Source organism: Sinorhizobium glycinis (assembly GCF_001651865.1).
In the GTDB taxonomy this organism is placed as follows: domain Bacteria; phylum Pseudomonadota; class Alphaproteobacteria; order Rhizobiales; family Rhizobiaceae; genus Sinorhizobium; species Sinorhizobium glycinis.
Genome location: NZ_LPUX01000066.1, coordinates 72,213 through 92,636, shown reverse-complemented (window position 1 = coordinate 92,636; position 20,424 = coordinate 72,213). Strand labels below are relative to the sequence as shown.

The window sequence follows — 20,424 nt, the reverse complement described above, 5'->3', positions numbered from 1 at the left end:
ATGTTAGATGCCGATATTCCGTATCTTTCACATCGTCTACGTGGCCATGGCGTTCGCACTGGGAACCGCCCTGCGGGGTCTTCGCCTTCTCCCCTCGAGTCCGCCCTCCTCCGAACGATTTCGCCTCAGTCTCGAACGCCTGGGCACGACGTTTATCAAGTTCGGCCAGTCGCTCAGCATACGCCGGGACATAGTGCCAGATGACTACGTCGTCGCCTTGCAGAAATTGCAGGACCACGTCTCGGCCTTCCCGACGAGCGTCGCCGTGCAAGAGATCGAGCGCGGCCTTGGCCGGCCCGTAGCCAAGATGTTTGCCGAGTTCGAGGAGACACCGCTTGCTGCGGCGTCCGTCGCGCAGGTGCACGGCGCTCGCCTTCGGGACGGGCGGAGCGTCATCATCAAGGTTCGCCGACCCGGCCTGAAACGCCAGATCAATCAGGACATGCGTTCACTATTCTGGCTGGCGCGCGTGGCTGCGGTGATCATTTCTCGCCTGCGCCACTATCAGCCGCTGCGCATCGTCACGGAGATATGGACTAACCTCCTAAAGGAGATCGATTTTTGCCGCGAGGCAAGAAGCATCAGGCGCTTCGTGACGGCCTTCGCCGATTGGCCCACGCTCAAGATTCCGGACGTGGTCGACGATCTGGTCTCGGAGACGGTGATCGTCCAGGAGCGAAGCCACGGCTTACGGATCGACGACGCATCCTTGAGATCGGACGGCCCTCGCCTCGCGGGAATCTTCGTCGATGCTTACCTGCATCAGATTTTCGTGTTGGGGGTCTTTCACGGCGATCCTCATCCGGGCAATCTCTTCGTCACCGGAGACGGGCGGATCTGCCTTCACGATTTCGGAATCGTCGGATTTCTTGACCGGGCCATGCGCCGCAAGCTTGCCGCCTTTGCCATGGCCTTTGTTCGTCAGGACGCCGACTGGCTCCTCGAGGCTGCAATCGATCTCGGCATATTGGGCGGAGAACTGGACCGGAGCGAATTTCGCCGCGGCCTGGTGGAGATCATCGGCGACTATGCGGCGCTGCCGCTCAAGGACTGGTCGCTGGCAGAGGCGTTCCTGCGCGTGACGCGACTCGGACAGGCGCAAAACGTTTTTGTCCCGCTGGACCTCCTTATCCTGATGCGGGCGATGTTTCTCGCCGAGCATACCGTCCGCATCCTCGATCCTGATTTTCAGCTTCTGGAAGCCCTGCAGACCAAGGCCCCTGGCGTATTGGAAGCGGCGATGAAGCAGGCCGATTGGGCAACCACGCTCAATCGCCTGAGGCTCGATGCAGCGGACACTGCGCGCGACCTGCCGTCGATGCTCAGCACATGGGTCCAACAGCTCGCTCGGGAAGGCAGCGGCCTGGGGCTTACTCTGCATGTGCGCGAACTCAAGGGCCTGCATGAAAAGCTTGAAAGGAGCAGCAACCGGTTCGTGCTCGGCCTCATTGCCTCAGGTCTCTTCGTGTCGGGGGCGCTGCTCATGGAAACTGCGGGACCGCGTATTTTCGGCGAGGTTCCGGTATTCGCGGCGGTCGCCTTTGCGCTCGCGCTTTGGTTCACGCTTCGCCTTCTGCGCGCGATTGCCCGCTCCGGCAGGCTCTGAAGCCCAGGCGGCAAGCGGCAGTAGAATGCGTGACGTCGGTCTTAGGCGAAAGGAGATCAGCCATGCTTGCGCTGACGATATCGGACCTTATCGTAGTGGATAATCCGGTCGAGATCGTGGAACGGAAAGGCCTGGGCCACCCGGACACGATCTGCGACACCCTTGCCGAGACGCTTTCCCGCAATCTCTGCCGTCTCTACCAGCAGCGTTTCGGCCGCATTCTCCATCACAACGTAGAAGTCTGTTTTCGTCCGAGCGATAGACGGACTCAACAAAGCTGCCCTTATCTGCAGAGGCGCTCTGAACCTTTGGGCAAAGATCGGCCGTCTGGGATTTTCGCGATCCCCAGAACTCGCGGACGGAGCGTCCGATCTTGCTTCATTGCTAGCGACTGCCGTTCACAGCGGCATTTCCCCAACGTAACCATCCGTGACAGAACGCGAAGATCGCAGGTCGAGCTGAATGACTGCCTTCCTAACGTCCGTCGCCTTGAGTGGCTTCGAACCGCAGGCCCCAATTTGGATGCAGGTGGTTCGTTCGGTGCAATGGCGGCTGAATGTGGGCAATTGCTTAACGCAGTTCCGGCGCAGAGTTTCCGGTCAAAGCTTTAGGCGGGGTGCAGACCAAAACCCCATCGCCGTCATCTCGCAAGATCATCTACGCAGGCGTAGCTGTCTTCTGGTCGTGGGCGGTAGTTGCTGACGCCGACGGAAGATGTGTCAGGCTCGAAAGTAGATTTCTGTTGCTCGAAACCGACCGTCCATTCGCTTGCATTGGACAATGACGTCGATCGAGACCCTCAACAATCGATCGATGTCTTCGCGATCCAAGTTACGTCCTCCTTCGGATTCCTTCACAAGCAGCGTCAACTGTTGGAAGGCGAGCTTGGCGGAATCGGCATGCACGGTCGTTATCGATCCGGGATGGCCGGAGTTGACATTGCGGACATAGTAGAAGGCCGTGCCATCACGTAACTCTTGCAGCAAAATGCGGTCTGGCCGCATCCGGAGACAAGATTCCAGTAGTTCTTTGGGGCGGGCACTCGAAAGTCCTTGGGCGCCTTTCGAATAGAACAGGCGCACGTGGTTGGGCTGCGGAATAACCAGCTCGGGGGTGTCCTCGATCGAAATGATCCGCTCATGCTCCGGAATATGTTTGATCAGCGCTTTCGACAGCGTCGTCTTGGCCGATCCGGTTGCGCCTGAGATGATGATATTTTTCCGTGCGATGACGGCTTCCCGCAGAAAATCCTTGAAGCGACCGGTACGGTATAGTGCCAGCAAATTCTGTTCCTGCGTCGACGCCCGGTCGTTGGTCGCCCGCGTTTCGGAGAAAAACTCCCTCTGCTCCAAGTCGTCGAGCGTGAATTCGACCGAGGATGGCTTCCGGATGGTGATGCTGACCGTGTTTCTCGTGGTGGCCGGTGGAATGACGATCTGGATTCGTTCGTCCCCCGGCAGGGTCGCCGACAGGATCGGCCGCGTTTCATCGATGGATTGGTTGGAAAAACTGGCCACGGCTCGGGCAAGGCGCATCAGTTTTTCGAAGGAAAGCTCCGGCAGATCATGGGTCCGCCACCCGCCGGCACCCTCAGTCAACACCTGCCCGGGCCGATTGACGATCACTTCGTAGAGCGACTTGTCATCGAGGAACGGCGCGAACGGAGAGAGCAGTTCACGAACGACCGTCGCGTCGGAACCTTCGGTCATCGCCCTTACCCTACTTCGTCACGAGCGTTGATCGCGGGCCGAAGTCGCCGAGCACCGCCCGGTCGAGGACCTTGTTCCTCGGCTCGGTCGCCCGCAATCTATAAACACCGGAAAAGTCGAGATCGCGCGCCACGAAGATCGAGACGAGTTCACCCTGATGTTTGTTGAGCGTCGGCGGGATGTTGATCGATTGCTCGACAGCGATCGCCGCGGCCTGCTGGCCGGCGCTCGTCGTGTTCTGCGCGTCGACGTCGCTGTCCTGCAGCCGACTGTTCGCATAACTCGTGGCGTCGCCAACGATGGAAAGGAGAAGCGCACTTCCGAACCGCTCCCACCAATGCGTGTCGACATAGCCGTCTACGCCGGCGCGGCCGAGCGCATCCGTCGCCGGCGAGGCCAATGGGACGATGACGCCATTCGGGGTTTTCGCGCGGTTCCAGAGCACGAAGAGGCGCTTCTGTCCTCGCTGGAGGCCGCCGCGGTACTCGCCGAGAACTTGAGTGCCTTTTTCCATCAGCACGACCCGGCCATTATCCGAGAGGACATCCCGGTTGATAACGCAGCTGGTGAAGCCGGGCTGATCCGACGCTAGTGCCGTTTCCAGGACGCAGGGTATCGAGGTTCCCATCGCAACGATGAAATTCCGGTTGCCGAGCGTGCCGGCGCGCGAGCCCTCAAGCCTGGTCGGTCGTAGCAACCCGTTGAACCTCTGTTCATCGACATTGGCCGTATTCGGGCCCATCATGCTTCCATCGAACGGCACGAAATTGCTGTCCGCCGAAATGGGAGGATTTTCGGTGTCACGGTGCAATGTCGCGTTTTTCTGTCCGCCGCTATAGGCCATGACGGGCGCCCGCCGCGCCGAGTCGAGCAGTGGATCTTCCTCCTTGACCTCCTCGGTCACGATGGGGGTTGGTAGCTTCACTTCCGGCACTGGCTGAACGGGTTCCATTTTCTCCTTGGCCGGTTCGAAGTTCGTCGTTTGGCGGATGACCACCCGCTCCGGCTGGGCATTGTCCTGCCGTTTCCCTTCCCCGCTCATCGACCATAGGGCGAAGCCGACAAAGGCGACGACGGCAGCCGCAACCGCGCCGCGCTTCAGGACGGGATTGTTGTCGATCCTCCTGCCGGCAACCGTTTCGGCCCGCTCGCCGGGTATCCGGCTTTCGTCTTTCTGAACTATGACAGCCTCCTATTGCGCCGCGCTGGCGTCGGTCTTCACAACCCGCTCGACCGACGGCGAGGTCGTATTGGTGTCCGGATTGATGCCGACGCGGTCGTAGGCCTCGTTGAAGACGCAGAGCACGTCCCCTCCCCTGCGCAGGATGAACTTGCGGCTGATCGCGTGGACGAGAACCAGGTTGCCGTCGACAGACTTCGGAACCTGGCTCTCGCTGCCGTCCGAGTTCTCGATGTAGATGGCCGGCATTTCCTGGTTGCCAACGAAGGCAAAGGTCGTGACCTTGCCATTGTCGTAGACCGATTGTGGCTCCAGTGCCTGCGCCCCTTGCGCGGAGTAACGCCAGTTCCGAGGGCCATAAGCCTCGTGGATCGCCAGCACATTGTCGGCCTCCTTCGCCCCCGCGGCGATCGCTCGCGCCGCCGCCGCCTGGCGCCGGCGCTCGGCGTCGTCGGCGGGATAGCGGTACTTGACGTAGAAGTAGGTGTTTTGGCCGACCTCCACCTTGCCATCCCGCACCGTCAATTCCATCTGGTAGCTGCGGGTCGATCCGTCACGGCGGGTGGTCACGACGGAGATATTGGTGACCGGCTGATTTTCCCGCGGTTTGAGAAACAGGATGTTGCCCACCGGTGCGACCTCCCAGGCGACACTGTTGCCAAGCGCGACATGCGCGACCTCCTCGTCGGCCGCGAACTCGACCTGCACCGAGGAGCGCAGCGAACCGATGATGCGGGTGATGTTGTAGGGCTGGTAGTCGACGAAACGGATACGGTTGTCCTGCGACGCGCCGCGCGGAATTTCGAGGGCAGGCGCCGTGGAGGCGGAGACCGTAAGGAGGAGAGTGCAGATGAAAATAGTCCGCATCAGTTGATGGCCTCCGGATCGGCCCGGTATTCGCTGACCGCAAAACCGAGAGGGTTCACCAGCCGATCCGTCGATGACATCGGCGCGTTCACATAGGAGAAGGTGAGCGTCGCAACCCAATGGGTTGTCCGGACTTCTTCCCCGCGGGTGATCGTGCGCATAAATCGGACGGATACGACATTCGGATTGATCAGCGAGATCGAGGCAATGCTGATCCGCGCGGTGGCGCCGCGCCCATAGGTGTTCTGCGGCGACTCCGGATTGCTGCCGCGATAGAAGGCCGAAAACCGAGCCTGCTCCGGCTGCGTCGACAACAAGGCGACGGTGCGGAAATTTTCCTCCGCCTCGCTCCAGACATAGCCTTCGCGGCCCCGGACGTATTTCGCGGCGAAGTATTTGGTGACGGCTTCGTCGTAAGTGCCGGCCGTCGATGTCAGCGCCGAGACGACATCGACGATGCCCGTTGAATTGTCGACCCGCACGACAAACGGTTCCACCGTTTTCAGCGGCGTGAGGCCGGCGACGGCGAAGATCGAAGCACCGGCAAGAATGCCGGCTACGGTGGCAACGGACCAGGCGATGCGCGCCGAGCGTTCGACCTGGATCATGCGGTCCTGATCGAAGCGTCGCGCCTTCTCGAAATATGTCTTGAGTTCATCTCCGGAGACCATCGCGTCAACCCTCACAAGGACGATAGGATGCGTCGATGTCGAGATGGGCAAAGGTGGGAGGTTCCTTGCCCTCGTCGACATACGCGGTGGCGACGGACTGAGACGCCGCCGGTCGCGCATCGGACTGTTTCTGTTTGAGGTTGCTATTGTCTTCCCACTGCCACATCGAACGATTGAGAGGACGGCGCGAATAGCCGTCGCATTTCGGGAGCGGATAGGTCAGCGATGCGCAGCCGCTTAAGGCGGCCGCCATGCAGAGCAGCGGAAATGTTCTGATCATTCCTGGAGAGCCTTTTTCTTGTTCGTGCGAAAAGCGTCATGATCCGGAGCCTTTCGAGGTGAAGGTTCGACCAACGGCTCGGGCGCCACGTCCGGCCGCACGGACGGTATGGGACGCCGCCCAGGCGAGCGTGCTTTCGTGGGCGTCGCGTGCGGCGCCGTAGCCGTAGGTCAACGACGCCCCGCCGGCGGCAAGCGCCGAGGCGATGTTGGGAAGCTGATAGAAGACATAGAGAGCGGCGAGGCAGATGGCGCAAAGCGCGATCGGCCGCATCAGCACGTCGCTATATCCCTCGATCGCCGTGAAGGTGGTGTCGATGCAAGTGATCAGCAGGGAGCCGACGGCGACGACGAGAACCTGAAGGATCACGAAGTTCGCAAGCTGGCCGATCCAGGCCTCGGTGAAGCGTCGCGTCGACTGGAACATTGCGAGCGCCACGAAAATCGGGCCGATCGCGAGCACGATGGCAAGCGCCAGACGCGCGTAAAGCGAAACGATGTAGCCGATTGCGGCGACGATGAAGCTCGCGCCGATCACCATCATGCCGCCAACGCCGGTGACGATATCGACCGGCCAGGAGGCACGTGACCAGATATCGGTGGCTGAGGCCTGTCCCTTGTCGAGCAGGCTGTCGAAGGTCGATGCGCTCGGCGCCGTGCCGCTGTTCAGCGCCTGGGACACCTCGCGCGGAAGCACATCGAAGAAGATGTTGGTGACATAGGTCTGGTACTCGCCGGCGTTCTTCACCAGCATGACGATGATGGCGAGCTTGATCGCCCGAAATGCAAAGTCGAGGATCGGTTCCTGGACCGAGCCGCGAAGAACGAGATAGCCGTAGAGCACGATATAGAGGGTCACCGCTGCCGTCAGAGGGCCTGAGACCCACTCGGAGATGTTCGACGTTCCGGTGGAGATGAAGTTCTCCAGCGGTGTCTTGAACTGCTCGTCGACGAAGGCGAACACCTCATACATGGGCATCAACCTCCCAACGATTGCCGCATGCGCTGGAGCCGCAGCTTGCCGTCGGCGCTTTCCGCGTTTTGGCAAGTCGCGGTATCGCGGAGCTCTCCTGGATTGTTGCGGCACTTCGTGACGATGCTGGAAAGCAGCGCTTCGTCCGCCACCAGTTCTTCAACCGTGTAGGTCCGCTCCTGCTCCGAGCAGGCGGCCAGGCCAAACATCGTCAGAAGAAGCAGCGATCTTCTCATTGCAGGGCCGCCTTGATCGCATCCATGCGCTGGCGCCAGTCCTCGGCCTTGCGCTGTTCATCGACCTGAACCTGCGCCTGCTGCACCATGCGCAAGCCTTCCATCCGCAACACATCGGTCTGAAGGAAGGCCTGTTCGGCCTGAAGCCGAGCCTGCAGGTCGGCGATATCCTTGGCGTCGCCTGCCGTCGATATCTTCTCGCGCAGCTGGTCGATGCCGTCGATACGCTTGGTCGCGGCATCATAAATCTGTTGGCCGAGGCTCATCTGACCGGCGTTCTTGTTCTGGATGCGCGAAAGCTCCTGCGCGTAGAAGTCGTCGGCGTTGGTTCGATAGGTCGTATTACCTTCGAGGAATTTTGAGGCTGAGTCAGCGAAGACGCCCGTACCGTTGGCCTTGAACAGGCCCTCGATGGCGCTGAAGTCCGCCGGCAGCGCTTTGCGAATGGCCGGATCGTTCAAGACGCTGGCAACATCTGCCATGTCGGTGAGCTTGTTGAGCGAACCGTAGAGCTGCTGTGCCTGCTCGATCTGCTGATTGAGCGCATCGAGTTGCGACTTGAGCTCAGCGATCGTCTCAATGTGCTTGGCGATCGCCGTCTGGTCGATCACCGGGATCCCCTGCCCTGCCGCACCGCTGGCGGAAAGGATGAGCACGGAGGCAATCGAAGCACAATGAAGTCGATAGGAAGCCATCAACTTGCACTCCTTCTCTGCTGGAAAATCGGAAGCCAATCCTTGGCATCGTTGCCGACCTCGGCACGGATCGCATCGGCAAGTTCGACGTTGGCGGTTCGGCCGGAGAGGATGGCGAGTTCGTCGTCGAAGCCCTTGAGGTCTAGCTCGGCGACGACGCTGTTATGTCCCTGCTTCAACACGAACCGCCGGCTCTCGACCGAGAGCTCGCGCGCGACCAGCTCGTATTCGCGCTCCGTCAGCTTGAAGCCATCGACATAGTCGGCATGATTGCCGCGGGAGTTCGGCAGGAATATCTGCGTCGGGCATTGCTCGATGATGGTGTGAGCGATCGGCGAAACAATCGCATCCCGTGGACTCTGCGTGGCAAAGAGCATGAGTCCGTTCTGCTTTCGAATGGTCTTAAGCTTGTTCTGGGCGAGGTCCCGGAACCCCTCGTCCTGGAGCGCCTTCCAGAACTCATCGATCACGATGATGATCCGCCGGCCGTCGATCAATTGCTCGACGCGATGGAAGAGGTAGGCCATCAGCGGGGTCCGGATTTCCTCGTTGTCGAGGAAGTCGGTCATGTCGTAGCCGACGAACTTGCCGCCGATGCCGAATTCGCCGAAGCCGATATCCTCGATGACGTTGTCAAAGACCCAACCGAGTGGCCCTCCCCTCTCCCACCGCCGCAGCCTTGCCGCGATCCCTTCCGGATCGGTGTTGTTGAGAAAGGTCCTGAGCGCGCCGATCGTCCGACGCTCGACCGGCAGATCGGCAAGGCCGTCGATTGCGGCGGCGATGTCGCGGAGTTCGGTCACGCTCAGTTCCCGCGTGGTTGAGCCGACGAGCTTGCCGACCCAGCGCGTCAGGAACACCTTGTTCTCCGGCGTCAGTTCGAGCGCCTTTAAGGGGGCGCATCCGGTCGGAATGCCGTTCTTGAGGGGCAGATAGGTGCCGCCGGCGGCGCGCACGTAGAGGTCCGCCCCCCTGTCCTTGTCGAAGAACACTACATGCGGGTCGTGCTTCTCGAGTTGCGATAGCATGAAGTTGAGGAGCACGGTCTTGCCGGCGCCCGACGGTCCGCAGACGAAGGTGTTGCCGAGATCGCCGTAATGGAAATTGAAGTAGTACGGTGACCCGGACGCCGTCTTGAGCAGGGCGACGGCGGGCCCCCACTCGTTGGCGTCCTTCTGGCCGATCGGATAGGAGTGGAAGGGCGACAAGGCAGCGAAGTTCCGGGAGGTGATCGCGCCGGACCGGGCGCGATAGCGGAAGTTCCCCGGCAGCTGCGCCCACCAGGCCGCCTCAAGGCCAAGATCCTCGCGCGCGACGACTGCGCCGCCACTGGTCAGGCTGGCGCGTGCCTTGGCGAGGTTGTCGGTCAGTTCCTTCACCGATGGGGCGAAGACGGAAAGCGTCAGGTGGTGCTCGCCGAGCACGAACCGGTTGGACTCCAGATCGTCCATCGCCCCATCAAGCTCCTCGATCTGCGAGGCCGCCTTGTCGCCGCTGCTGACCATCTGGTTCTGCTTGCGGCCCATGATGACACGGGCGTCCGCCTTCGAGACGAAGGAGAAGGATTGCGCCAGGATCAGTTCGAAAGGACTGGTGAGCACGCCGTCGAGCATGCCGGTCCTGGTGCGGGCCGGATATTCCTTGAAACTCAGCATGCCGGCATAGCGGCTTTCTGCTTCGGGGCGGATCTCGACCGTCTCGCGGCCGACGATGACACGATCCGAGTAGATCGCCGACGCAATGCGGCCCTCGGTCAGGGGGATCGGCTCGCGTCGTCCGCCGACGAACTGATGCAGCACTTCGCTCGGCTCCGAGAACAACAGGCCGTCATGCTCGTAGAGGGACAGCACGCGGGGCTCGAAGCGTTTCAAAGCCGCCGTGACATCGACGACCTTGTCGCGAAGGTGCTTGAGGGCCTCCTCGTCGAGTTCCGCCCCTGCGCGACGGGCTCGGCGCAGGCGCGACAGCAGCTTTGCCGCCTTGTCTGCCGGATCGCGTGCCGGTGACCAGAGGATGGTCAGATAGAGGTCGTTGCGAAACAGGTCCTCGCCCACCATTCGCGCGCGATACTTGTCGTTGAGCGCCGCCGAGAACGGCGTAGTGAACGTGCCTTCCGGATAGCTGTTGTCGCGACGGCGGATGAGATGCGTCCATAAGGCAAGACGCTCGTCGGCGATGTTTCGGTAGAGCGTGTTGAGGTCGCGATGGAGGGCATTCAGGTCGAGAACATCCGCGGTCTCGAAGGAGACGCCTTCGAGCGCGATCATCACCATCAGCGCCCGGGAATCGAGCGCGATCGTCGACTCGTCGACGTGGCGGACATAGGGGATGAAGGTCTCCGGACCGAGTTCGCGAGATCTGAGTGTGGTCAGGCTAGGCAAGTCCGAGGTCCCTTTCGTCGTATTTGCGGGCGAGCTTCAGCGGTGCAAGCGTTGCCCCGCCCCAATAGGCGCTGTTGCGGGACCGGCCGCGTGTCTCCACCCAGGCCAGTAAGATGCGAAACATGTTGTGGTCGTGTTTGACGAGCGCGCGGAACACCAGGTGGAAGACGACGCCGACGAGCGCGTAAGCGATCGAGCCGGCGACGATGTAAAGGATGGTCGTCAGCATGACGTTCATGCCCATCGCTTCCATCGTCACGCCGGCGATCATCGCCGGGCGGGTGCAAGCAATGAACAGCGTGTCTTCCTCGAGCGCCGGCCGTGCGTTCGCCATGGCGTCAGCTTCCGACGATGGTGTTGACGAGTTCGGTGGCGCCGAAGATGCCGCCGATGCCGATGATCCAGAACCCTGCCCGTCTCAGATCCATGTAGCCGAACATCCAGGCAATGCAGATCACGATCACCGCGATCACAGCCAGCAGCTTGGCGATGTTGCCGGTCAACATGTCGACGATGTTCTGCAGCACGGTCTCGATGCCGGCGGCTTGCGCGAACGCCGGTTCGACCAGACTGACCACCATGGCGACGGCCATCAGGGTCGAGGCGGCGATCGGGCGGATACGGGAACTGAAGGTCATTCACTCTGCTCCATTTGACTGTTCTGAAACACGAGGACGGAAGATTGCCGTCGCGAATTGAAAACATCCCAGGACGCCGCCGATGCCGCCTCGTCGGCAGACCGGTCGTCCCTCGCCTTCTCCACCGCCACATCGACAGGGCTCTCTTCGGTGATCCCCCTCCCCTGCCCGCCATCTCCGATCATGAGAGCCGCGAGGGTTGTGCCGAGCCGCTTCACTTCCTGGCGGACCTGCTCGTCGTACTGGACCATGGCGCCGACGGAGGGATCGTCCCGTCCGTAGTAGGATTGCAGCATCACCTGTTCGGCTTGGTTCGGATCCGCGCCGGCCTTCATTGCGAGCCGGTAATATCCGTCGAGCAGTGTCGCGGTAGCCTGAAGGTTGAGGCAGGGATCGAAGGAGTCGGAGATCGAGAGCTTCAGCTTCCCGAGTTCTTCTGTGCCGATGCCGCCGAGACCGAGCTGGATGTCCTGCCGCTCGGCCGCCAGCGACGTGGCAATCTCGATCGCCTCCGCCTTGGTAGTGGGCTGCTCCGAGAGCGGAACGCCGCTGTTGATCCTGATGGCGAAGGGCTCGAATTGGCTTTCAAGGCTGACGACGCCGGCGAGTGTCTCGGCCGCAACTACGGGTGCGCAAGTTTGCGCCAGATCGAGGAAAGCAACAGGCATGGCTCAGTACCACACTCTTTGTTTGCCGACGCCGTCGATGGTCACGTCGATGTAATGAGGCTGCGGGCGGACGTTCGGCCGCGTCGTCACATAGCGTTGGCACTCTCTGCGGCCTTCGCTCCGCCGCCACGTTGCCGAGGTGATCCGATCATTGTTGGAATAGCATTCATCAGTTGAGACAGTCTGTGGCCCGGTCGAGATGCAGCTCGCCTCAAGCCCGCGATCACCATAGCGCGTTGTCAGGCGGTAGCCGTCGTTGCAGTAATAGGGCTCGTATCCGGGGCGCGAGGCGCGGAACCCAACGCCGCTGCAGGTGGGGAAAGAGTGTCCTTTTGCAAGCGCGCGCCAGAGCTTATGAATCGGCGGCCGGCACTCCGCATACTGCGTCGGACCGCCGGGATTGGAAAGGCACAGGATAACCTGGCATCCCCACTCATCCGCGCGCGCTTTGCCGTCGAAAACAAGATAGAATGACGCTAAGCTGGCTGCAGCGACGGCTGCCTGCACGAGAGACTTGTTCATGACCACCACCCTTCACCGACGCGATTGCGCGCAGAGGCCAGCAAGTTTTGCCACTTCGCGACTCGTTTTACGATCATATAACTGACAGTATAAAAGATGACAAGCGCACTCAACGCACATTGGCAAAGCCAGCTGTTTGCGGCTTACGCCTTGCAGGAAGTTCTCGACAAACCGATTGACGGAGAGACGCCACAATCGCGGCTGAAGCAGCTCGGGATGATGACGGTTCTCTACATGATGCATCAGAGCCACGAGAAGCTAACGCTTTCAAATATCGTCAAAATCACCGGATTGACGCGCAATGCCGTGGCGGAATCGATCGATCCACTCGTTGAGCGCGGCATACTTACAGAGACGATCGTAAAGAACTCCATGGGGCGCGGAACTGCCCGACAGTTTGAGTTCTGTCCGGAAGTTTTCGACCGTTTAAGGTTGGGAGCAGAGCAGGGAAAGTCAGGAGCGTAGTGACGGTTTTCTGACACGAACATCCTGTGTCGCTAGGTCTGTCAGGCGTTAGGTTACGAATCGAGGCGCAACCGTCGTTCTCGATACGCACAGCGTTCTTCTTGAGGTCATAGCGTTAGGTTTCCCGCTGAAGAACGCCGCCTTTTCCAACTAAAGACATTTGCGGCCGGTTTGACGCGATCCTCCATCCGAGCTTCCGCGAATCAGCCGCTCGCTCATCAGCGCGAGAGCCGTTCGGCAACTGCCGGGTTGACGCTATGCGCCACCAAAGGGTTCACACGAGTTCGCAGCTGGCCAAAAGCGGTGAGTTCAAAGCGGTAACTGAAAGGGCAAAGCCTCACAATGTCTCCGAATTGGCGGGCAGCGTGCCCGCCACGGCCATCGTAACGCCGATCTTCTTGGGCTCACCCAATCGCAGCAGTGGCCATCCGACTCGAGCGAGGATTCGCTCGAATCGAAGATCGGTCACGGTGACAATATCGGTGTAGTCATGCGCCATGCACCATTCGATGATGCCTGCGAACATCGTCAACGTCGTCTCATGGACCATACCGCCTCCCCTTCCCTCATCGAGACCCGTGTCGACGCAGAAGCGAGAGCTCTCGATCAGAAAGGGATGGGCCTTCAGTCCCTCGTTCGGAAGAAGCGAGGGAAAGACGTCATGGCCGGGCCAAGTGCTGGGAGAAGTCTGGCGCATCCTGCCACATGGCCGCTGTCCGACACGGTGATGATGTAGGTCGGTTGGAGACCATCGAAAGCATCCGATTCCCCACCGTCGAGAACGCTCACCTCCCAGCCTAGCCGATCGGAAAAGACTCGCGCTCGGCGCCTGTGGTGCTGTTCAAGAAGTTGCTTCCCGCGAAGATCTGGGTGCGCGGAAATCGCAATAACCTGCATGCTTGTCTTCGTCGTTGAAAATCGTCGCGGAGATGAGCACGGATCAGAATCGCTGGGCAGTTGTAGACTTCGACAAGGTTTTTGGTTGGGTGAGTCGCGAAGGTTGAACCCCAAACCAGCAGCACGGGCCGTCTCGTCAGGCGCGGTCGGGCTACTCCTGTAGGATTCACAGGAGAACAAACTAAGGACCATTTTTAAGGCGCCGCAACCTAACCCTTTGTTTCGTTGAAGAGAATTCGGTTTCGAGCCCGTGGGCTGCGCCGCTCGCAAGTGCGGTTGTTAAGTATTTGTTAACTCTATTTTTCTTGTCAGCAGGAGGGAATCGGGGCACAGTGACGATAATTTCTAATTTTCCGCAAAATATCGTGACTGAGGGCATCTGAAAAAATGAACGTGACAAAGCCAGTTTCAGAGCCATTACTGAGTTTTGCCGACACGATTCTGGATCAAGGCGGCGAAATTTCAAGCAAGCTCGACATGCTTCGAATCGAAAAATTCCCACCAAACGCGCAGAAGACCTTACGTCAATTCTCGCTAGCGGAGGTGGCGGATTTCGTCGGAGTCTCCCAGAGCTACTTGAAAAAGCTACACCTACAAGGAAAAGGTGTCGAGCCAACGGTCACTGCCACGGGCCGTCGATACTACAGTGCTGAACAGATGAACGAGCTGCGGTCGCTCCTGGATAGGGTCCCCCACCGCAACAAGGGCGAAAAGCTTCAAGTCATTGCGGTTGTGAATTTCAAGGGCGGTTCGGGAAAGACGACGACATCGGCTCACCTTGCACAGCACTTGGCACTCAAAGGCTATCGTGTCCTTGCGGTCGACCTCGATCCACAAGCCTCAATGACGGCTTTATATGGAATCCAGCCTGAGCTTGATGAGAAGCCGTCGTTTTATGAGTCCCTTCGATATGATGACAATCGCAGGTCGATCATCGAGATTATACAGCCCACAAACTTCCCAAACCTCGACATCGTGCCAGCGAATTTGGAATTGCAGGAGTACGAGTATGAAACACCGCTCGCAATGCAGCGGAAGGACTCGTCTGAAGGCAAGCTGTTTTATACGAGAATAGGCACCGCGCTGGCCGAGGTCGACGATCGCTACGACGTGGTGGTTGTGGACTGCCCTCCCCAGCTCGGCTACCTGACACTTACCGCGCTGACGGCTGCCACGTCGGTCCTCATAACTGTACATCCCCAAATGCTGGACATCATGTCGATGTCCCAGTTCCTGCTTATGCTAGGCGACATATTGAAGAGCATCGAGGGAGCGGGTGTAACGGTTAGTCTGGATTGGTTCCGGTACCTGATTACCCGGTACGAGCCTATGGACATTCCGCAGCAGCAGATGGTCGGCTTCATGCAGTCGATGTTTGCTCGGCAGATGATGAAAAACCACATGGTGAAGTCGACGGCCGTTTCGGACGCCGGACTAACAAAACAGACGCTCTACGAAGTGGAGCGCTCTCAATTTACCCCAGCTACCTATGACCGAGCGCGCGAGGCGATGGACCTGGTTAATTCGGAGGTTATCGAGTTGATGCATCAGGCTTGGGGGCGGCGACATGCGTAGAAAATTGTCAGCCGTACACATTGGTTTTTTTGCCAATGGTTTCACTGAGTTAGGCCAAGATCGGAGTGGACGTGATGGCTCGTAAGGATGTCTTCGCCAACATAACCAGTGGAGACGGAGCAAGGTCCGAGAGAAAAGCCACCCCTGGTTACGCAAGTCGAGGAGCCTCCCGGTCAATGATCAGTTCCCTCGGGGAGCTTGCACAGAAGGCGGCCAAGGCGGAACAGATCTTGCAGGGCGAGGCGGTTGTAGAACTCGACCCGAAAGAGATCGACAGCTCGTTTGTGTCTGACCGCATGGACGATGACGAGTTAGCGTTCAACGAACTCGTTGAGGCTATCCGGGAGCGGGGGCAGGATACACCGGTCCTTGTGCGGCCCCATCCAGTAGACGAAGGCCGTTATCAAATTGTCTTTGGACATCGACGCGTGCGAGCCGCCAAGCTCCTCAATCGAACAGTTAGAGCGGTTGTTAAAGAGGTCGCGGATGTCGACCACGTTGTTGCCCAAGGCCAGGAAAATTCGGCGCGCGAAAACTTGTCGTTCATCGAACGCGCTACTTTCGCCCAACAGCTCCTGGATCTCGGCTACGAGCGGCGAACCATAGAGCTGGCGCTGTCAATTGATCCCCCTATGCTGACGAGAATGCTGTCAGTCACCGGCAGGATCCCGGTGGAAGTCTCATCTGCCATTGGGGCTGCGAAAGGTGTGGGACGTGATCGATGGCTTGAGCTTGCCCAATTGATCGAGCGGCCTGAAAACTTGGCTACCGCACTTGCAGTGACGGCCGACGGGAGTTTCCCAGAAACGCCTTCCGATCGCCGCTTCGATCTGGTTCTCAATGAACTCAAGCGAGCAAGGAAGCCCGCAAAACGTGCTGTTGCGGCTACCACATGGCAGCCGAAGGACAAGAGCCTGTCCGCGGAATTCAAGAACACTGGCAAGAGCTTTTCGCTTTCATTGAAGGCGAAGGATGCCGGGAAATTTGGAAGGTTTCTCACTGAAAACCTGGAGCGCCTCTACGAGGAATTCAGGAAGGAAGAGAAAGTGCAAGGAGACTAAACCGTAAAAGAAAAAGGCCCCCAATCGACCCTCGTCGTGGAAGCCTCTCTCGTATTCTGAGCAAATCGAGAATCGCATTTCCACGAATCACTGTCAAGAGTCGTAGCCGTCGATAGGCGGGCGGATTTCTTTTGCCTCTTAGAAGGTGAAGAAAAATGCAGAGTGGGAATGTGACGACGCCCTTCGGGCGGCGGCCGATGACGCTTGCCTTGGTACGGCGACAGATTGCGACGACCGAGATCAAGCCCGGCAAATCGGCTGACAAGTGGAAAGTTTTTCGGGATGTATCAGAAGCACGGGAAGTGCTCGGATTACAGGACCGCAGCCTTGCAGTGCTTGACGCGTTGCTTACCTTCTATCCTGACAACGAGCTTCGCCAGGATGCGCAGTTGATTGTCTTTCCATCGAATGCCCAGCTGACACTCCGTGCGCATGGCATAGCCGGCGCCACGCTTCGAAGGCACCTAGCCATTCTTGTCGAGGCAGGTCTGATCGTCCGGAAGGATAGTGCCAACGGCAAGCGCTACGCTAGAAAGGACAGGACAGGTGAGATCGAAAGTGCATTTGGCTTCGATATTTCACCACTCCTTTTGCGTGCCGAAGAGTTCGCACAGATGGCGCAGCAGGTCGCGGCCGATCGAGCGGCCTTGCGCCGAGCCAAGGAAAGTCTGACGATTTGCCGCCGTGACGTCCGAAAGCTCATTTCCGCTGCGATCGAGGAAGGCGCGTCGGGCGACTGGGAGACCATTGAGGAGATCTACATAGGCCTCGTGAGCAGGATTCCGCGCTCTCCGACGCTGGGCGACGTCACGTCAATCCTGGACGAGATGGAGCTCCTGCAGGGGGAGGTCGTCAACATCCTGGAAATGCAGAATAAAGACGAAAATATCAGCACCAATGATGCTCATGGTGAGCGCCACATACAGAATTCAAAATCCGACTCCATCCATGAATTTGAACCTAGCTCTGGAAAAGAGCAGGGGGCGAAGCCGGCGGATGATGATCCGCCCAAGCGGGAGCCGATCCGGAATTTCCCACTTGGCATGATACTGCGGGCCTGCCCCGAAATTACGATGTACGGACCAGGCGGCACGATCAGCAACTGGCGCGACATGATGGCCGCCGCGGTCGTCGTCCGGTCGATGCTGGGGGTCAGCCCGTCGGCCTACCAGGAGGCCTGCGAGGTCATGGGGCCCGACAATGCCGCCGCAGCGATCGCCTGTATCCTCGAGCGGGAAGGGCACATCAAGTCGCCCGGCGGATATCTCCGAGATCTGACGCGTAAGGCGGCGCGGGGCGAGTTTTCGTTGGGGCCCGTGCTCATGGCGCTTCTAAGGGCGAACGGGGCGGGAATGCAGAGGGCCTCATGATCATCGTTGTCGAGGCATCAGCGCGGCGGGTAAACCGACGTGGTGCGCGGAGATGCTTCCGAGTTCTTGATCAGTCAGAGCTACCCAACTGCGCGACACGACTCAAACACGGATCCCATGCTGGGCGCACACCAATGGACGGATTGGAAGGGCGTTTTCGGGCAGAACCTGACGAAGTTGTTTGGCTAGTCTGAATGGTCTCCTGGCGATTGGGCTGCGAGGAAGCGAAATGCCGTCTGAAACTCGGTCGCCCCGCCTCGCGGTCCTGATCGATGCCGACAACACTTCGGCCAAGATCGTCGACGGTCTGTTCGAAGAGGTCGCCAAGATCGGTGAGGCAAGCGTGCGGCGCATCTATGGCGATTTCTCCGGCACGCGCTCAAAGGGGTGGGCGGACGTGCTGGCAAAGCATGCCATCATTCCACAGCAACAGTTCGCTTATACGACGGGAAGAATGCCTCCGATATAACGTTGGTGATTGACGCAATGTACTTGCTGCACAGCGGCCGATTCGACGGCTTCTGCCTGGTTTCCTCTGACAGCGATTTCACACGACTGGCCGCTCGTATCCGCGAGCAAGGAGTCGATGTGTTCGGCTTCGGCGAGCAGAAGACGCCGGAGAGTTTTCGCCAGGCTTGCCGGTGGTTCGTCTACACCGAGAACCTGCTTCCCGGCGCGATCAAGGATGAGCAAAACACATCGTCTGTAGACAAGACGCTACAGTCAGCGAACGCCGACGTTCGGCTGATCAAGAAGGTGCTGTCGCAGGAGGACACCGAGGACGGCTGGGTCAATTTAGGCACCGTCGGCAAACAGCTTCTGAACCTGGCACCCGATTTCGACCCCCGCGCCTTCGGTTTCCGAAAACTCAGCGATCTGATCCGCGAGACGAACCAGTTCGAAGTTCGCCAGGCCGAGGGCGGTCCATCAGTATCGGGTGAAACAACGAAACAAAAAGTAGTGCCACCGCCCGGCGATTTGGAAGGGCTGGGAGTGTCGGGATGCGGCGACAGATCGTTCGGCTTTCCCCTGAGGCCAGAAGCGTCTATCAGTGCTGGCGCAAACAAAAGCTTCAGGCGAGCTCCGACGCTCGGCAAGACAATGATGAAAGGAAGACGTTATGGCGACCGGTACGGTAGAGTGGTTCAACGCAGCGAAGGGCTTCGGTTTCATCCAGCCGGACGACGGCAGCGCCGATGTCTTCGTTCACATTTCCGCGGTGGAGCGAGCAGGAATGCGTGGTCTGAACGACGGCCAGAAGATCACCTATGAGCTAGTGAAGGATCGCAAGTCTGGCAAGATGTCAGCTGACAACCTCCAGGCCTGAGCCGGATTGCGGAGGGCCGGGTTCGCCCGGCCTTTCCTGTTTGCAGCTGGAGGTGTGCGACATCGGTGCAGCGTCGCGGCTTGAAGCTGCTGCATCGCAACATTATCTTTTGAGTACCGAGGCGATTTCACCTCCTCCCGAGTCGTTGCGGTCCGACGGACAGCACTCCTCCTCCCAAGCTGTCAGTCACTTTTGAAGCCCGGCGCACCTCCTCCCGCGCCGGGCCTTTCGTTGCGCAAGCAGGTCATCATCGTAAGGATAGGCGGATCTCGATTTTCGACATTGTTGTCGATCACCGCCTCACATGAGAAATGCCGGGGAGGAATCATGGAAATCGGCGCCGGCGACCGCGAACTGATCGCGGTGACGAGACGGTTTTTGCGGCGAAGGCCGAGCTGGAAGTCCCGAGTGAGGCACAGGCGGCCCGTCCGAGAGCATAGCCGGTGCACCCTTCGGTGGCGACGCCTAGTCGCGGTCGGCCGCGGCAGCGCTGACGCACACGATAGCACTCTAGCGGCCCGCCCGCGTCGTCGCGTGGCGTTGTTATAGTAGCTGGATGCCTGTTGCACGGAGCGGTGACGGGATTGCTCCATCGCTTCGGGCAGGGGAACTCCGAGGTTCGCGGCTTCGGTGAGATATCAAGACCGCAATCCGTGTGCGGAAAACTCCTCCGCCTCCAGCCCGGCCATCGTCACCCGCCGCTTGACGACATCGTTGACCGCCTTCGGGTCGATCGCCCGAAACACGCTACCACTGTCGATCTTCGCGGCCGCCAGCCAGGCGTTCAGCGCGTCCACCGGCCGGCCGGTGAGATAGACAACCTCATCCTGGCTTGCGCCAGAATTCTTGCTGCGGCCGAGGTGGATGGAGAGCGAGCGCCCGCAGCTCGTCGACCTGCGCGTCATGGATCTGGTCTTCGGTGGAAACACGTGCGTCGCCAATCAGCCGGCGGGTGGGGGAGGGCATTGCTCTTCGGCGATTTTGCCATGGATTTTTGGCCCGATTCCGTATCGTTGCTCAGAATAGCAGCTCGCCAGCTCCAATTCGCTACCGGAGACGAGCAACGGAGCGTCCGCATAGGCAAACGCGCGCCAGCGGGCTTCTGTGGCGGAAATGCTGGAAAACTAGGGCTCCTGGAGAAGGCCGAAGAACGAAAAGCTCGCGACAGGTGTCTGCAGGGGCGTCCCGGTGACGAGATCATGTAAGTTGCGGCCGCTAAACTCTGCTGCGGCCAGTCCGGTCAACCTTGCCGAAACGGCCCAAAAGCCCGGAAACCCTACCGACAACCTCCATTTCCGTCGTCG

The 20,424-nt window shown here is 59.6% G+C and carries 20 protein-coding genes and 3 pseudogenes; 8 read left to right on the top strand and 15 right to left on the bottom strand.

Annotated elements, in window-relative coordinates; genetic code table 11:
* Positions 1-7 precede the first annotated feature (7 nt).
* Complete coding sequence (locus AU381_RS24495) at positions 8-1,606, top strand: ABC1 kinase family protein (protein WP_014857952.1); 1,599 nt, start codon at positions 8-10, stop codon at positions 1,604-1,606.
* 149 nt (positions 1,607-1,755) lie between these two features.
* A complete protein-coding gene (locus AU381_RS29055) occupies positions 1,756-2,217 on the top strand; it encodes a methionine adenosyltransferase (protein WP_244428340.1) in 462 nt (153 codons plus the stop codon).
* 108 nt (positions 2,218-2,325) lie between these two features.
* On the opposite strand, the gene virB11 is transcribed toward AU381_RS29055, so the two are convergent.
* Genes virB11 through AU381_RS24430 form a run of 13 tightly spaced genes read right to left on the bottom strand, consistent with a single transcriptional unit; the run spans position 2,326 to position 12,425 of the window.
* Entirely contained in the window at positions 2,326-3,315 is a 990-nt protein-coding gene (gene virB11, locus AU381_RS24490) for a P-type DNA transfer ATPase VirB11 (protein WP_014857954.1), read from the bottom strand.
* A 10-nt stretch (positions 3,316-3,325) separates the two neighbouring features.
* Positions 3,326-4,498 (bottom strand): type IV secretion system protein VirB10, encoded by a 1,173-nt coding sequence (virB10, locus tag AU381_RS24485; RefSeq protein ID WP_037457198.1) that lies wholly within the window; start codon positions 4,496-4,498, stop codon positions 3,326-3,328.
* Between the two features lie 9 nt (positions 4,499-4,507).
* The gene (virB9, locus tag AU381_RS24480; protein WP_014857956.1) at positions 4,508-5,362 is read right to left on the bottom strand and encodes a P-type conjugative transfer protein VirB9; all 855 of its coding nucleotides are present in this window, start codon (positions 5,360-5,362) and stop codon (positions 4,508-4,510) included.
* The gene (locus tag AU381_RS24475) at positions 5,362-6,033 is read right to left on the bottom strand and encodes a VirB8 family type IV secretion system protein (RefSeq protein ID WP_014857957.1); all 672 of its coding nucleotides are present in this window, start codon (positions 6,031-6,033) and stop codon (positions 5,362-5,364) included. Before AU381_RS24475 ends, virB9 begins: the two co-directional genes overlap by 1 nt.
* Positions 6,034-6,037: 4 nt before the next feature.
* Entirely contained in the window at positions 6,038-6,313 is a 276-nt protein-coding gene (locus tag AU381_RS24470; RefSeq protein WP_014857958.1) for a hypothetical protein, read from the bottom strand.
* 36 nt (positions 6,314-6,349) lie between these two features.
* Complete coding sequence (locus tag AU381_RS24465; protein ID WP_014857959.1) at positions 6,350-7,285, bottom strand: TrbL/VirB6 family protein; 936 nt, start codon at positions 7,283-7,285, stop codon at positions 6,350-6,352.
* Between the two features lie 5 nt (positions 7,286-7,290).
* Positions 7,291-7,521 (bottom strand): EexN family lipoprotein, encoded by a 231-nt coding sequence (locus AU381_RS24460; protein ID WP_014857960.1) that lies wholly within the window; start codon positions 7,519-7,521, stop codon positions 7,291-7,293.
* The gene (gene virB5, locus AU381_RS24455) at positions 7,518-8,216 is read right to left on the bottom strand and encodes a P-type DNA transfer protein VirB5 (RefSeq protein ID WP_014857961.1); all 699 of its coding nucleotides are present in this window, start codon (positions 8,214-8,216) and stop codon (positions 7,518-7,520) included. The genes AU381_RS24460 and virB5 overlap by 4 nt, the downstream gene beginning before the upstream one ends.
* On the bottom strand, positions 8,216-10,597 hold the full coding sequence (locus tag AU381_RS24450; protein ID WP_014857962.1) for a VirB4 family type IV secretion/conjugal transfer ATPase: 2,382 nt from the start codon (positions 10,595-10,597) through the stop codon (positions 8,216-8,218). The genes virB5 and AU381_RS24450 overlap by 1 nt, the downstream gene beginning before the upstream one ends.
* Positions 10,590-10,931: a VirB3 family type IV secretion system protein gene (locus AU381_RS24445; protein ID WP_014857963.1), complete on the bottom strand. Its 342-nt coding sequence runs from the start codon at positions 10,929-10,931 to the stop codon at positions 10,590-10,592. The genes AU381_RS24450 and AU381_RS24445 overlap by 8 nt, the downstream gene beginning before the upstream one ends.
* A 4-nt stretch (positions 10,932-10,935) precedes the next feature.
* The gene (locus AU381_RS24440; RefSeq protein WP_014857964.1) at positions 10,936-11,235 is read right to left on the bottom strand and encodes a TrbC/VirB2 family protein; all 300 of its coding nucleotides are present in this window, start codon (positions 11,233-11,235) and stop codon (positions 10,936-10,938) included.
* Positions 11,232-11,903 (bottom strand): lytic transglycosylase domain-containing protein, encoded by a 672-nt coding sequence (locus tag AU381_RS24435; RefSeq protein WP_014857965.1) that lies wholly within the window; start codon positions 11,901-11,903, stop codon positions 11,232-11,234. Before AU381_RS24435 ends, AU381_RS24440 begins: the two co-directional genes overlap by 4 nt.
* A gap of 3 nt (positions 11,904-11,906) precedes the next feature.
* Entirely contained in the window at positions 11,907-12,425 is a 519-nt protein-coding gene (locus AU381_RS24430; RefSeq protein WP_014857966.1) for a hypothetical protein, read from the bottom strand.
* A 96-nt stretch (positions 12,426-12,521) separates the two neighbouring features.
* Between AU381_RS24430 and rctA the strand changes: the two genes are divergently transcribed.
* Entirely contained in the window at positions 12,522-12,890 is a 369-nt protein-coding gene (gene rctA / locus AU381_RS24425; protein ID WP_014857967.1) for a conjugative transfer repressor RctA, read from the top strand.
* A gap of 218 nt (positions 12,891-13,108) precedes the next feature.
* Here the strand turns inward: rctA and traI are convergent.
* Positions 13,109-13,787, bottom strand: a pseudogene (traI, locus tag AU381_RS29050) (acyl-homoserine-lactone synthase).
* Between the two features lie 387 nt (positions 13,788-14,174).
* Here traI and repA point away from each other — a divergent pair.
* The 5 genes and pseudogenes from repA to AU381_RS24395 all read left to right on the top strand — a co-directional run bounded on the left by repA (position 14,175) and on the right by AU381_RS24395 (position 19,120).
* Entirely contained in the window at positions 14,175-15,362 is a 1,188-nt protein-coding gene (repA, locus tag AU381_RS24415) for a plasmid partitioning protein RepA (protein WP_014857970.1), read from the top strand.
* Between the two features lie 74 nt (positions 15,363-15,436).
* A complete protein-coding gene (gene repB / locus AU381_RS24410; protein WP_014857971.1) occupies positions 15,437-16,423 on the top strand; it encodes a plasmid partitioning protein RepB in 987 nt (328 codons plus the stop codon).
* A gap of 155 nt (positions 16,424-16,578) precedes the next feature.
* A complete protein-coding gene (gene repC / locus AU381_RS24405) occupies positions 16,579-17,793 on the top strand; it encodes a plasmid replication protein RepC (protein WP_015633547.1) in 1,215 nt (404 codons plus the stop codon).
* 229 nt (positions 17,794-18,022) lie between these two features.
* Positions 18,023-18,714 (top strand): annotated as a pseudogene (locus AU381_RS24400) (NYN domain-containing protein); the annotation flags it as partial.
* A 199-nt stretch (positions 18,715-18,913) separates the two neighbouring features.
* The gene (locus AU381_RS24395) at positions 18,914-19,120 is read left to right on the top strand and encodes a cold-shock protein (RefSeq protein WP_015633548.1); all 207 of its coding nucleotides are present in this window, start codon (positions 18,914-18,916) and stop codon (positions 19,118-19,120) included.
* 503 nt (positions 19,121-19,623) lie between these two features.
* Here AU381_RS24395 and AU381_RS30850 read toward each other — a convergent pair.
* Positions 19,624-19,995 (bottom strand): annotated as a pseudogene (locus AU381_RS30850) (tyrosine-type recombinase/integrase); the annotation flags it as partial.
* Between the last annotated feature and the right edge of the window lie 429 nt (positions 19,996-20,424).